Origin of the sequence: Vibrio vulnificus CMCP6, assembly GCF_000039765.1 — a bacterium.
In the GTDB taxonomy this organism is placed as follows: Bacteria; Pseudomonadota; Gammaproteobacteria; order Enterobacterales; family Vibrionaceae; genus Vibrio; species Vibrio vulnificus_B.
Genome location: NC_004459.3, coordinates 1,498,754 through 1,511,772, shown reverse-complemented (window position 1 = coordinate 1,511,772; position 13,019 = coordinate 1,498,754). Strand labels below are relative to the sequence as shown.

The following is a 13,019-nucleotide window of genomic DNA, read 5'->3' as shown; positions in this document are numbered from 1 at the left end:
TTCGCCTCACCAAAAATTTCGTGTCACAGATAGTACCCGATACGCGGGCTAAACGCATTAAGTAAGTGATCTCAGTCGCGGTAAACTCTCTTTTCACTTCCAGAGACATTCATTTCACCAATATATTGAATTGAGACGTCGCGTATTTCACTTGGCACTTTAGCTCCTTGTTTGATCACCAAAAGGAAACGCGTATGTCTGGTTTTCCCGCTGCTCACTTTTGCAAGCGATGCAATAAAGAAACACCGCACTCAGAAGTGCTGGTCCGTAAGCCAAGTCGCTATGATACGGATAAAACGATTCTTGGAACTTTAAAGCTTTGGGCTCATACCCTGATAAATGGCGGTCACTATTACGATATGGATCGCTATGTCACCTGCAAGGAATGTGGGCACAAAGAGAAGGACAATTGGGGAAAAGAATTTGAATAGGCACAAAAAAACCGAGCTTTGACGCTCGGTTTTTCTTTTATCTTCTTCAGCTTACGCGAGAAGTTCTTTCGCTGTGTTCACCACATTTTCTACCGTAAAACCGAACATTTCGAACAGTTGATCTGCTGGTGCTGATTCACCGAAAGTCGTCATACCGATGATGCGACCGTCGAAGCCAACGTACTTGTACCAGAAGTCAGCAATACCCGCTTCGATAGCGATACGTGCCGTTACGTCTGATGGCAGTACTGCTTCACGGTAAGCCGCGTCTTGTTTGTCGAAAGTATCAGTAGCAGGCATTGAAACCACACGTACTTTCTTACCTTCAGCGGTTAGTTGTTCTGCCGCTTTCACTGCTAGCTCAACTTCTGAACCCGTTGCGATTAGGATGAGCTCAGGCTTACCATCGCTGTCTTTCAGGATGTAACCACCTTTGGCGATGTCTGCCACTTGCTCAGCGCTGCGTGGTTGCTGTGCTAGGTTTTGACGAGAGAAAATCAGTGCTGATGGACCATCTTTACGTTCAATCGCCAGTTTCCATGCCACTGCAGATTCCACTTGGTCACATGGACGCCATGTGCTCATGTTTGGCGTTAGACGTAGCGATGCGATTTGCTCAACGGGTTGGTGAGTTGGGCCATCTTCGCCAAGACCGATAGAATCGTGCGTGTACACTTGGATGTTTTGCACTTTCATCAGAGCCGCCATACGCATTGCGTTACGTGCGTATTCCATGAACATTAGGAAGGTTGCGCCGTAAGGTACGAAACCACCGTGTAGTGCGATACCGTTCATGATCGCAGTCATACCGAATTCACGTACACCGTAGTGGATGTAGTTACCAGAGAAGTCGTTGGCTTCTAGCGACTTAGAACCCGACCACATGGTGAGGTTAGAAGGCGCTAGGTCAGCAGAGCCGCCCATGAATTCTGGCAGCATTTTACCAAACGCTTCTAGCGCGTTTTGCGATGCTTTACGTGATGCGATGTTCGCTGGGTTTGCTTGAAGATCGGCAATGATTTGGTTTGCTTTCTCTTCCCACTCTGCAGGAAGTTCACCGTTTAGACGACGCTTAAGCTCTGCTGCTTCTGTTGGGTAAGCCGCTGCGTACGCATCGAACTTCGCGTTCCACGCCGCTTCTTTTTCAGCGCCAGCTGCTTTTGCATCCCACTCTGCGTATACATCAGCAGGGATTTCAAATGCAGGGTGTTCCCAACCTAGGAATTCACGTGCCGCTGCAATTTCTTCCGCGCCTAGTGGTGCACCGTGACAGTCATGTGAACCCGATTTGTTTGGTGAACCAAAACCGATGATAGTCTTAGTACAAATTAGAGTTGGGCGAGGATCTGCTTTAGCGGCTTCAATTGCTGCGTTGATCGCTTCCGCATTGTGACCGTCTACTGCTGGGATGACGTGCCAGCCGTATGCTTCAAAACGCTTAGGCGTATCGTCAGAGAACCAGCCTTCAACGTGACCATCGATAGAGATGCCGTTGTCATCCCAGAATGCAATCAGTTTACCAAGGCCTAGCGTACCCGCTAGAGAACATGCCTCGTGCGAGATACCTTCCATCAGACAGCCGTCGCCCATGAACACGTAAGTGAAGTGGTCAACGATGTCGTGGCCAGGTTTGTTGAACTGCGCTGCGAGCGCTTTCTCAGCCATTGCCATTCCAACCGCGTTGGTGATGCCTTGACCTAGCGGGCCAGTTGTTGTTTCGATGCCCGGTGCGTAGCCGTACTCTGGGTGACCTGGAGTCTTAGAGTGCAATTGACGGAAGTTCTTTAGGTCGTCGATAGATAGCTCGTAACCGCTAAGGTGCAGTAGCGAGTAAATCAGCATAGAGCCGTGGCCGTTAGACAGTACGAAACGGTCGCGGTCAGCCCATTCAGGGTTTGATGGGTTGTGGTTTAGGTGGCCGCGCCAAAGAACTTCAGCGATGTCCGCCATACCCATAGGTGCGCCTGGGTGGCCTGAGTTTGCTTTTTGTACGCCGTCCATGCTGAGTGCGCGGATTGCATTAGCGAGATGTTTACGAGAAGGCATGTCTGCTCCTGAGTGCATTAAGCGAATTGATAACATAGAAAATCGAGTGGCGATTATTTTCGCAAAGCAATCTCTCGACTGCAAACGATTTACCTGAAGAATTTGTGGAAATGTAAGCGACTTAATGTCATTTCGCTGAGAAAAAAACATTTTCTCGCTCAATTAAGCAAACGTTTGGTTTTCGCTAATAATAAAAAAGAGCTTGTAATTCGAGCATTCAAAACTAGAATAGACGTCTAGATGTAGAAACACCTACAAACATTATTGTATTTCCTACTGCTGGAGCATGCATTCTCACAGCAGAATAGATTAAAAAAGTGGAGCTCTCATGGCTAAGCACCTGTTTACTTCTGAGTCGGTTTCAGAAGGTCATCCAGATAAAATTGCAGACCAGATTTCTGATGCGGTTCTTGATGCGATTCTTGAACAAGACCCAAAAGCGCGTGTTGCATGTGAAACGTACGTAAAAACCGGCATGGTAATGGTTGGTGGTGAAATCACCACTTCAGCATGGGTTGATATCGAAGAGTTAACTCGTGAAACGGTGCGTGAAATTGGTTATGTACATTCAGATATGGGTTTCGATGCAAACTCATGTGCAGTACTGAACACTATCGGTAAACAGTCTCCAGACATCAACCAAGGTGTTGATAAAGCCGATCCTAAAGAGCAAGGCGCGGGCGACCAAGGCATCATGTTCGGTTACGCATGTAACGAAACTGAAGTTCTTATGCCAGCACCAATCACTTACGCTCACCGTTTGATGGAGCGTCAAGCGAAAGTTCGTAAAGATGGCACACTGCCATGGTTGCGTCCTGATGCAAAATCACAGGTTACTTTCCAATACGAGCAAGGCAAAATTGTTGGTATTGATGCGGTTGTTCTTTCAACTCAGCACTGCGATTCTATTTCCACACCGGATCTTCGCGAAGCGGTTATGGAAGAGATCATCAAGCCAGTTCTTCCTTCTGAATGGCTAAACAAAGAAACAAAATACTTCATCAACCCAACTGGCCGTTTCGTTATCGGTGGTCCAATGGGTGACTGTGGTTTGACTGGTCGTAAGATCATCGTTGATACCTACGGCGGCGCAGCTCGTCACGGTGGTGGTGCTTTCTCTGGTAAAGATCCATCGAAAGTAGACCGTTCAGCTGCTTACGCAGCACGTTACGTAGCGAAAAACATCGTCGCGGCGGGTATGGCAGATCGCTGTGAAATCCAACTGTCTTACGCAATCGGTGTTGCTGATCCAACCTCTATCATGGTGGAAACATTCGGTACTGAGAAAGTATCACACGACATCATCATTGAAGCGGTACGTCAGTTCTTCGACCTACGTCCATACGGTCTACAAGAGATGCTGAATCTACTTCAGCCAATCTACAAGAAGACCGCAGCATACGGTCACTTCGGTCGCGAAGAGTTCCCATGGGAAGCGACTGACAAAGCAGCACTACTGCGTGAGTTTGCTGGTATCAAGTAAGATAACCTCACCTCATTCTCTAAAGCCTTCGCTCAATGCGAAGGCTTTTTCATTTGTGCGACGAAAAATTCGCCACGGCATTTGTATTTTTAACTAACTCCAACGATAGTTAAATAAATGTTAAATGAGATTTATCTCTCATCTTAACGACAACAAAACAGATGCTAAAGGTAATAAAAGAGATCTTGCCCCGCACCTGAAACCTACTGACAGTCAACGTCAGTCTGACAGTGAATCGATCAAGGAGGAGCTATGCCTCGTACCGTAGACCCGTCGGATCTGGAGCAAAAACGAAAGGACGTTCCCGATCACGAATACGCTCGCACTATTCCATGTAACCAACTCAGTGTGTCCGCCCCGTTTCACTGGCTAGCACTTGGCTTGCATGACTTCATTCGAATGCCACTTATCAGCGCCTTTTATGGCTTATGCTTCATGGCTGCCGCCATAGGTATTGTGTTGCTGGTTGAGTGGCAAGGGACTCATTTGGTGGTAATGCCCAGCTTGGTGGTATACATGCTCATCGGCCCATTTCTTGCGCTTGGTTTGTATGATGCCAGTTGGGAAAGAGAACGCGGCCATAGCGCCAGCCTACTCCACTCAATGAAAGCCATTGGCCGCAACTCTTCTTCTCAATGGGCCTTTGCGGTGCTGTTAGCGGTGTGCATGATTTTCTGGATGCGCATTGCCGCTTTACTCCATGCCCTCTACCCTTCTGTGCAAGGAGCACCACTCACAGAGTTTCTTCCTTTCTTAGTGATTGGTTCACTCGTTGGTTTCGTCTTGGCCAGTATCGTCTTTAGCATTTCTGCGTTTTCGATTCCGATGATGATGGAACGCCGAGTCGATATGATGACAGCGGTTTTCAGCAGCTTTAATGCCGTGAAGTCCAACATTCCGACAATGATTGTTTGGGCAGCCATTATTTGTGGCGGCATTCTAATTGGCTTTGCCACTTATGGCATTGGTATGCTCTTCACCATGCCGATACTTGGCTACGCCACTTGGCACGCCTACCATGAAACCATCAAGAAAAAACACCACTAGGGTCTTTGCCCCTAGAAGCATCAACAGATAATGCTATTATTTGCCCTCATCACACCATGAGGGCAAATTTTTGATGAAAAAGATCGAGTTTGAGCTGCACTACCAAGCCCAAAAAGCACTGCACGCTTGTATCGATAAAGCCAACCGCTACTTTCAGCGCCAATTTCCAATGCCACTTCTTAGCTATCAATTGAGAGGCAAAGCGGCGGGTAAGGCGTATCTGCAACTCAATCAAATTCGTCTTAACCCGATTTTGTTCAAAGAGAACAAAACGGCTTTCTTGGAAGAAGTGATTCCTCATGAAGTGGCTCACTTGCTCACTTATCAGTTATATGGCCGAGTTAAACCTCATGGCGCAGAATGGCAATCCATCATGCAAGGAGTTTTTCTCTTGCCCGCCAACACGACACATCAATTTGCTGTCGCTTCCGTGCAAGGAAAAACCTTCCAATATCGCTGCCAATGTCGCGAGTTTCCGCTAACCATCCGTCGCCACAACAAAGTTCTGCGTAATGAGGCAAGCTATACCTGCCAAAAGTGCCGACAAACCTTGATCTTCACCGGCATCCAACTCTCATAGCTTGGCACTCCCCCCCCTGTTGCTATTATTAACTTACTTATTACATTGAATAAAATACGCGTGTTAGAATGCTAAAAGTCATACTTTTTAAAGACTTTTAGCATGAAGCGATTATTCATTTTTATTGCCTCGTTCACTGCCTTTGCGATCCAGGCCGCGCCACCTAGCTCCTTCTCTGCCGCCAAACAACAGGCGGTGAAGATCTACCAAGATCATCCCATTAGCTTTTACTGTGGCTGCGACATTGAATGGCAAGGCAAGAAAGGCATTCCTAACTTGGAGACATGTGGTTACCAAGTACGCAAACAGCAAACTCGCGCATCGCGTATAGAATGGGAACATGTCGTCCCTGCTTGGCAATTTGGCCACCAGCGTCAATGCTGGCAAAAAGGTGGGCGCAAAAACTGCAGTAAAAATGATCAACAGTTTCGCTTGATGGAAGCAGACTTACACAACCTCACGCCAGCGATCGGTGAAGTCAATGGCGATCGTTCAAACTTCAACTTCAGTCAGTGGAATGGCATGGATGGTGTCAGTTATGGGCGCTGTGAAATGCAGGTCAACTTCAAACAACGTAAAGTCATGCCGCCAGACAGAGCTCGTGGGTCTATTGCTCGAACCTATCTCTACATGAGTCAAGAGTATGGCTTTCAGCTTTCCAAGCAACAACAGCAACTGATGCAGGCTTGGAACAAATCATACCCCGTTGATGAATGGGAGTGCACAAGAGATGATCGCATTGCCAAGATTCAAGGCAATCATAATCCGTTTGTGCAGCAATCCTGTACCGTGAGATAAAAATATCCCAGCTCTTTGGCTGGGATATATGTTACGAGCAAATGATCACTCTTTAGCACCGATATCTTCTAGGTAACCAAAGCGCTCTCCTGCTTTAGAATACGGAGCAGCAAAACGAGCACCTGCGGCACTATCATAATTAGCCCCTAGAGTCTCACACCACCCTTTTCCTATTGGCATCGCCGTTGGCACTGAGGAAACAGGAGGCAAATTCTCCTCGATTACTTGAGGCGTTTGATCGAGAATTTGCTGAGCAACAAACAGTGCTCTACTGCGTACATTTTTATCGGATAAACGATCTCTTTGTCCCCAAAGTATTTTCCAGTCATCGCAGGTGTATGCTTCAGTTTGGGGAACGCTTACAAAGGCCACTTCATCAATAGCGCCATATTTTTTGTGCATCATATAGCTTTCAAACAACGTTGCGACATCTTCTCGCTCGGTCGAATAGCCATAAAAGGCAGCGGCACCGTCTGTTTCAAATTCTCCCCCAGCCTGCTCTCCCGTTGAATTTCTCACTAGGTCCGTCATCGGTTTACCATGAAACGATGTCGCAGCCGCCTCAAGAAGCAGTTGCGACGTTAAACCGTGTGCGGAGCTAAGCTGAGAGTAGATGTGATTGGCATCTTCAATCTCATTAAGGATAGTGCCACGGCTAGCGAGCTGAAGTAGGTCGTTGGGTGGAAGCAAATCATTGGCATGTGCCAGTTCATGCGCCAACAGCCTAAATAGGCCGGGGGCAATCTTCTCTGCACTGCGAGTGCTATTTCGCTTCGAATCATACTGATTGGAGACTGTTACGTAGTTAAGTGTCTGGCCATAGACATAGCGAGACGCATTTTCGTACGTAAACTCTCGAGCGAACTCCTTACGATAATCGTCTTGTTGATGAATCGTTCTCCAATCGGAGTAATCTCGCCAAAGGTAGCGAGCATCAATGTACATTGATGCAGTCCGTGAATGATAAAAAGAAGGACGGATGTCATAACTCAGGACTATCGTGTTCAGTGGTTTGAACAAATTCAGCAAATCTTGATCATTTATCGCTTTAAGTGCTGCGATAAAGCTTTCTGCCATCCATTGATGTGATACGAGCAGCCTACTTTGAATCTCTTCAAGGGTAATATCCTCGGTTCGATTAGCACCGATTGGGCGTATTTTTTCCAACGAGCAAGACAGATTTTGTTTGTAAATCTTGGCACACTCGATGGCCGTGGTGGATAAATCACTCTCTTGGTAGGAATAAATTTTATCCAGTGAAGGATCCCCTTTGATGTTAGGGCTACCAAGCTCACCAGGGCCATCAGAAGATGATCCTGAGTTACACCCAGCCATCGTTGTTAGCAATGCACAAACCATTGCCAGTTTGGTCTTATTCATAACACTTTCCATTATTTTTCATTATTGTTTATCTCTTAAACCACCTAAGCCATTGAGTAAATTCGCAAAAGCTAAAGCATCAAGAACGAAAGAAAGTATTCACACCAAGAATGAATTACAATCAAATCCTCCTTAAATTATGAACTCACGCTTAAATTACTTAACTGACTTGTTTTTTACCCTCGCAGCATCCATGTTAGTCTCTAAATATTCGCGTAGTCAGGAACTTGAAATACCATGCGTATCCCTCGAATTTATCATCCAGAAACCATTCAACACCTTGGCGTTATTGCACTTAGTGATGACGCTGCTGGCCATATCGGGCGTGTGTTACGCATGAAAGAAGGCCAAGAAGTCTTGCTCTTTGACGGCAGTGGCGCTGAGTTTCCCGCCGTGATCAGTGAAGTGGGTAAGAAGAGTGTGATGGTAGAACTCAGTGAAAGGGTTGAACGTAGCAGTGAGTCCCCGCTCGATCTTCATCTTGGGCAGGTCATCTCCCGCGGTGAAAAAATGGAGTTCACTATCCAAAAATCGGTAGAGTTGGGGGTGAATACCATTACTCCGCTGATTTCTGATCGTTGTGGTGTGAAGCTAGATGAAAAACGTTTCGAGAAAAAACTGGCCCAGTGGCAAAAAATCGCGATCAGCGCGTGTGAGCAGTGTGGCCGTAATACCATTCCTGAAATTCGCCCAATCATGTCTTTAGAAGCTTGGTGTGCAGAAGAGTACGATGGACTTAAACTCAATCTACACCCACGCGCAAAATACTCCATCAATACCCTGCCAGAGCCTGTCACAAAAGTACGCTTGCTGATTGGTCCTGAGGGCGGTCTCTCTTCTGAAGAGATCGACATGACACAACAATATCAATTTGAAGAAACACTGCTAGGACCACGTGTATTGCGCACAGAAACGGCAGCGTTAACGGCAATTACTGCCTTACAGGTTCGTTTCGGCGATCTGGGATAACACGGAGAACAGTGATGATCAAACTCGGCATCGTAATGGATCCAATTTCGTCCATTAACATTAAAAAAGATTCTAGCTTCGCCATGATGCTAGAAGCTCAACGTCGCGGTTGGGAAATCCATTATATGGAGATGAATGATCTACACTTAGATCAAGGCATTGCTATTGCTGACACCAAAGTGGTGCAACTGAAAGAAGATCCTAATGGTTGGTATGAGTTCACATCAGAACAAACCATCGAGTTGGCGGAACTGGATGCGGTCTTGATGCGTAAGGATCCTCCATTTGATACGGAGTACATCTACGCGACCTACATTTTAGAGCGTGCGGAAGAGCAAGGCACCTTGATCGTCAACAAGCCTCAAAGCTTGCGCGATTGCAATGAAAAACTCTTTACCGCTTGGTTCCCAGAACTAACGCCAACCACGATCGTGACGCGCAAAGCAGAGAAAATTAAAGCGTTTCGCCAAGAGCATGGCGACATCATTTTAAAACCGCTGGATGGTATGGGTGGTGCTTCGATTTTCCGTGTGAAAGAGAATGATCCTAACGTTTCAGTGATCATCGAAACACTGACCAACCATGGCCAAAATTACGCAATGGCGCAAACTTTCGTGCCTGATATCAGCAACGGTGACAAACGGATTCTGGTGGTGGATGGCGAACCGATGCCCTATTGCTTAGCACGTATTCCTGCTAAAGGGGAAACTCGTGGTAACTTGGCTGCTGGCGGCAGCGGTGAACCTCGACCACTGAGCGAAACCGACCTAAAAATTGCAAACGCAGTGGCTCCAACATTAAAAGAAAAAGGGCTTATTTTTGTTGGCTTGGATGTGATAGGCGATAAACTGACGGAAATTAACGTCACCAGTCCAACCTGTATTCGCGAAATTGAAGCTGCCTTCGATATCTCGATTACCGGTAAACTAATGGACGCGATTGAACGTCGTTTACAAGCTCAAGCTTAAACATGAGTGTTGCAGAGCCAGCGATGGCTCTGCTGTAACAGATTGGAGTCCTGTATGAACCTGACAAATCATTTTCTGGTTGCGATGCCGGGTATGAAAGATCCCTACTTTCAGCACAGCGTCATCTATATCTGTGAACATAATGAAGAAGGCGCAATGGGCTTAATGATCAACGCGCCTATTGATATCACCGTGGGCAAAATGCTCGAGCAAGTCGATGTCCAGCCTGTTCATCCTCAGTTGAACACCTCAAGTCTGACCAAGCCAGTCTACAATGGCGGGCCAGTCGCTGAAGATCGCGGCTTCATTCTCCATAGACCGAAAGATTTCTATGAGTCGAGCTTACAAATGACCGAGCAGATCTCCGTTACGACCTCAAAGGACATTTTGACTGTGCTTGGCACAGAAGCGGAACCAAGCAGCTACATCGTCGCACTCGGTTACTCAGGCTGGAGTGCTGGACAACTCGAAGCCGAATTAGCGGAAAACTCGTGGCTCACGGTTGAAGCCAATCCTGATATTATTTTTGACACACCGATAGCAATGCGCTGGCAAAAAGCCGTGCAAATGCTTGGAATTCACGCGTCTCAGCTTTCCGATCAAGCTGGTCACGCTTAACCCGTTTGACTTAGGTTATTTATGTCTCGCACCATCATGGCATTCGATTTTGGCACCAAAAGCATTGGTAGTGCCATCGGCCAAGAAATTACTGGCACCGCATCACCACTGAAGGCTTTCAAAGCCAATGACGGCATTCCAAATTGGGATGAGATTGAAAAGCAAATCAAAGAGTGGCAACCCAATTTATTGGTGGTGGGACTGCCGACAGATTTGCACGGCAAGGCCTTAGAAACCATTACCCCACGCGCGAAGAAGTTTGCTCAGCGCCTACAAGGGCGCTTTGGTCTTCCGGTTGAATTGCATGATGAACGCCTATCGACTACAGAAGCGCGTTCTGAGCTGTTCTCTATGGGCGGTTACAAAGCTTTGAGCAAAGGTAATGTTGATTGCCAATCTGCGGTGATTATTTTAGAGAGTTGGTTTGAAGCTCAGTGGGGCTAACTCACAGAAGACTCTTCACCTTCGCACTCCCTAAACACAAAACGAGAGACTTCTAGTCTCTCGTTTTTTCATGGTGTTTTAGCACTGTCGAACTAATCCATATCAATCTTCACGTTCGCCAATGAGCCGGGGGAACTAATATCACCTCGCTGCGTCTTCAGCATCAAACGTAAATCGTTGGCGGAATCGGCACTGTGCATGGCGTCTTCTTCGCTGATTTTGCCTTCCACTACTAATGTATAGAGTGATTGGTCAAAGGTCTGCATACCGACTTCTTTCGACTTCGCCATAGTCATTTTCAGCTCATGCAAATCGCCACGACGGATCAAATCCGACACGCGCGGACTGTTAAGTAACACCTCGAACACACCGTGACGACCTTTACCATTTTTATCACGAATCAACTGCTGACCAACTACCCCTTTTAAGTTCATGGAAAGGTCAAACAAAAACTGCTCTTTTTGTTCTTTAGGCACCAAGTGTAAGATGCGCTCCAGTGCTTGGTTGGCGTTATTGGCATGCAGTGTCGCCATACACAAGTGACCCGTTTCAGCAAAGGTCATGGCGTATTCCATGGTTTCCCGACTGCGAATCTCACCAATTAGAATCATATCTGGCGCTTGACGCAGCGAGTTCTTTAGTGCGACTTCATAGCTTTCCGTATCCAAACCGACTTCACGCTGGGTGACAATACAGCGTTTATGTTCGTGGACAAATTCAATCGGATCTTCCACCGTCAAAATGTGTCCACTACGGTGGGTATTTCGATATCCCGTCATCGCAGCCATGGTGGTCGATTTACCAGAGCCCGTCGCGCCCACCACCAGCACCAATCCACGTTTGGCAATCGCTAAGTCTTGCAAAACATGAGGCAGCTTAAGTTCCTCAAAGGTTGGAATGTTGGTTTCAATGCGGCGAATCACCGCACCAGGAAGCTCTCGTTGGTAGAAGGCACTGACACGAAAACGCCCCGAATCTCGCACAATGGCAAAGTTTGACTCGCGGCTTTTGCGAAAGTCAGCGCGCCGCTCTTCGTCCATCGCCCCATCCAGCAGTTGAGCGACTTCAATTTGCGATAATTTTTCGCCTTGCGGGCGCAGCTCGCCATCGACACGAAACAGCACGGGGGCACCAACCGTGATATAAAGATCCGACGCTTTAAGCGTGATCATCCCTTCTAAAATCTTGTTTAAATCCATGCTCATTGCAGACCTCAGTTAAAACTGGATAGTTTCAATCTCAATTTTGGCGTCGACTTCTTCTTTGGCCACTTTGCCCTGTGCAATCAACTGACGCGCATTCTGTTCCATCGTCTGCATGCCGTGCGCAGCCCCCGTTTGGATAATGGAGTACATTTGTGCCACTTTGTCTTCACGGATCAAGTTACGAATGGCTGGCGTTGCCATCATGATCTCATGACACGCCACTCGCCCACCGCCAATGCGTTTCAGCAATTTCTGTGCGATAACGGCGCGCAATGATTCAGAAAGCATTGAGCGCACCATGTCTTTGTCACTGCCAGGGAACACATCGATAATACGGTCAATGGTTTTTGCTGCACTACTGGTGTGCAACGTACCAAACACCAAGTGACCCGTTTCTGCCGCGGTAAGCGCTAGGCTGATGGTCTCTTGGTCACGTAACTCACCCACCAAGATAACGTCTGGGTCCTCACGCAATGCGCTGCGCAGGGCATTTTTAAAACTGTGGGTGTCGCGATGAACTTCGCGTTGGTTAATCAAACATTTCTGATTTTGGTGAACAAATTCAATCGGATCTTCAATGGTCAGGATGTGTTTGTTGTAGTTGCGGTTAATGTAATCCACCATCGCCGCTAACGTGGTCGATTTACCCGAACCTGTCGGCCCGGTGACCAACACCAAGCCCTTTTCACACTTCGCAATTTTTTCAAAAATTTGCGGACACTCAAGCTCTTCCAAGGTTGGGATATTGGTTGGAATGGTACGAAACACCGCAGAGCAGCCGCGAGATTGGTTGAAGGCGTTAACACGAAAACGACCTACGTTAGGCAATTCAAAGGAAAAATCGACTTCCAACTTCTCTTCAAACTCACTGCGCTGTGAATCGTTCATGATCTCAAAAACCAAACGATGCACATCAGCATGATTAAATGCGGGCACACCGAGCTTTCTTACATCGCCATCTATGCGTACCATAGGAGGCACACCCGCAGAAAGATGTAGATCTGATGCGTTATGTTTTACACTAAAATCCAGTAACTCAGTGATATCCAT

13 protein-coding genes are annotated in these 13,019 nt (G+C 47.1%); 9 read left to right on the top strand and 4 right to left on the bottom strand.

The genetic code is table 11. The features are described from left to right. The first annotated feature begins 194 nt into the window (after positions 1–194). A complete protein-coding gene (locus VV1_RS07275; RefSeq protein ID WP_013571101.1) occupies positions 195–431 on the top strand; it encodes a hypothetical protein in 237 nt (78 codons plus the stop codon). Positions 432–482: 51 nt separating this feature from the next. Here VV1_RS07275 and tkt read toward each other — a convergent pair whose 3' ends face one another. Then, complete coding sequence (gene tkt, locus VV1_RS07270) at positions 483–2,477, bottom strand: transketolase (protein ID WP_043920938.1); 1,995 nt, start codon at positions 2,475–2,477, stop codon at positions 483–485. Between the two features lie 328 nt (positions 2,478–2,805). On the opposite strand from tkt, the gene metK reads away from it, so the two are divergent. From metK to VV1_RS07250, 4 genes are all read left to right on the top strand, one after another. Then, positions 2,806–3,960 (top strand): methionine adenosyltransferase, encoded by a 1,155-nt coding sequence (gene metK / locus VV1_RS07265; RefSeq protein ID WP_011079472.1) that lies wholly within the window; start codon positions 2,806–2,808, stop codon positions 3,958–3,960. 252 nt (positions 3,961–4,212) lie between these two features. Continuing rightward, positions 4,213–5,007, top strand: coding sequence for a DUF2189 domain-containing protein (locus VV1_RS07260; protein ID WP_011079471.1), 795 nt, complete (start codon positions 4,213–4,215; stop codon positions 5,005–5,007). Positions 5,008–5,080: 73 nt separating this feature from the next. Further along, positions 5,081–5,587 carry a SprT family zinc-dependent metalloprotease gene (locus VV1_RS07255; RefSeq protein ID WP_011079470.1) on the top strand — a complete coding sequence of 169 codons (507 nt, stop codon included), beginning with the start codon at positions 5,081–5,083 and terminating at the stop codon, positions 5,585–5,587. Between the two features lie 102 nt (positions 5,588–5,689). After that, the gene (locus tag VV1_RS07250) at positions 5,690–6,385 is read left to right on the top strand and encodes an endonuclease (RefSeq protein ID WP_011079469.1); all 696 of its coding nucleotides are present in this window, start codon (positions 5,690–5,692) and stop codon (positions 6,383–6,385) included. A 45-nt stretch (positions 6,386–6,430) separates the two neighbouring features. On the opposite strand, the gene VV1_RS07245 is transcribed toward VV1_RS07250, so the two are convergent. Beyond that, positions 6,431–7,765: a hypothetical protein gene (locus tag VV1_RS07245; RefSeq protein WP_043921085.1), complete on the bottom strand. Its 1,335-nt coding sequence runs from the start codon at positions 7,763–7,765 to the stop codon at positions 6,431–6,433. Positions 7,766–8,002: 237 nt separating this feature from the next. Here VV1_RS07245 and rsmE point away from each other — a divergent pair, with 237 nt between their 5' ends. From rsmE to ruvX, 4 genes are read left to right on the top strand one after another with little or no spacing between them, the layout of a single operon-like run. Next, the gene (gene rsmE / locus VV1_RS07240; RefSeq protein ID WP_011079467.1) at positions 8,003–8,734 is read left to right on the top strand and encodes a 16S rRNA (uracil(1498)-N(3))-methyltransferase; all 732 of its coding nucleotides are present in this window, start codon (positions 8,003–8,005) and stop codon (positions 8,732–8,734) included. A 14-nt stretch (positions 8,735–8,748) separates the two neighbouring features. Further along, positions 8,749–9,702, top strand: coding sequence for a glutathione synthase (gene gshB, locus VV1_RS07235; protein WP_011079466.1), 954 nt, complete (start codon positions 8,749–8,751; stop codon positions 9,700–9,702). A gap of 54 nt (positions 9,703–9,756) precedes the next feature. Further along, positions 9,757–10,320 carry a YqgE/AlgH family protein gene (locus tag VV1_RS07230; RefSeq protein ID WP_011079465.1) on the top strand — a complete coding sequence of 188 codons (564 nt, stop codon included), beginning with the start codon at positions 9,757–9,759 and terminating at the stop codon, positions 10,318–10,320. Positions 10,321–10,341: 21 nt separating this feature from the next. Further along, positions 10,342–10,764, top strand: coding sequence for a Holliday junction resolvase RuvX (gene ruvX, locus VV1_RS07225; protein ID WP_011079464.1), 423 nt, complete (start codon positions 10,342–10,344; stop codon positions 10,762–10,764). Positions 10,765–10,856: 92 nt separating this feature from the next. Here the strand turns inward: ruvX and VV1_RS07220 are convergent, their stop codons facing one another. Both VV1_RS07220 and VV1_RS07215 read right to left on the bottom strand, forming a co-directional pair. Next, positions 10,857–11,963 carry a PilT/PilU family type 4a pilus ATPase gene (locus VV1_RS07220; protein ID WP_011079463.1) on the bottom strand — a complete coding sequence of 369 codons (1,107 nt, stop codon included), beginning with the start codon at positions 11,961–11,963 and terminating at the stop codon, positions 10,857–10,859. 18 nt (positions 11,964–11,981) lie between these two features. After that, positions 11,982–13,019 (bottom strand): type IV pilus twitching motility protein PilT, encoded by a 1,038-nt coding sequence (locus tag VV1_RS07215; RefSeq protein ID WP_011079462.1) that lies wholly within the window; start codon positions 13,017–13,019, stop codon positions 11,982–11,984.

Coding starts and splice junctions, on each gene's coding strand:
- VV1_RS07275 (WP_013571101.1), top strand. CDS start 195: ATGTCTGGTTTTCCCGCTGCTCACTTTTGCAAGCGATGCAATAAAGAA.
- tkt (WP_043920938.1), bottom strand. CDS start 2,477: ATGCCTTCTCGTAAACATCTCGCTAATGCAATCCGCGCACTCAGCATG.
- metK (WP_011079472.1), top strand. CDS start 2,806: ATGGCTAAGCACCTGTTTACTTCTGAGTCGGTTTCAGAAGGTCATCCA.
- VV1_RS07260 (WP_011079471.1), top strand. CDS start 4,213: ATGCCTCGTACCGTAGACCCGTCGGATCTGGAGCAAAAACGAAAGGAC.
- VV1_RS07255 (WP_011079470.1), top strand. CDS start 5,081: ATGAAAAAGATCGAGTTTGAGCTGCACTACCAAGCCCAAAAAGCACTG.
- VV1_RS07250 (WP_011079469.1), top strand. CDS start 5,690: ATGAAGCGATTATTCATTTTTATTGCCTCGTTCACTGCCTTTGCGATC.
- VV1_RS07245 (WP_043921085.1), bottom strand. CDS start 7,765: ATGAATAAGACCAAACTGGCAATGGTTTGTGCATTGCTAACAACGATG.
- rsmE (WP_011079467.1), top strand. CDS start 8,003: ATGCGTATCCCTCGAATTTATCATCCAGAAACCATTCAACACCTTGGC.
- gshB (WP_011079466.1), top strand. CDS start 8,749: ATGATCAAACTCGGCATCGTAATGGATCCAATTTCGTCCATTAACATT.
- VV1_RS07230 (WP_011079465.1), top strand. CDS start 9,757: ATGAACCTGACAAATCATTTTCTGGTTGCGATGCCGGGTATGAAAGAT.
- ruvX (WP_011079464.1), top strand. CDS start 10,342: ATGTCTCGCACCATCATGGCATTCGATTTTGGCACCAAAAGCATTGGT.
- VV1_RS07220 (WP_011079463.1), bottom strand. CDS start 11,963: ATGGATTTAAACAAGATTTTAGAAGGGATGATCACGCTTAAAGCGTCG.
- VV1_RS07215 (WP_011079462.1), bottom strand. CDS start 13,019: ATGGATATCACTGAGTTACTGGATTTTAGTGTAAAACATAACGCATCA.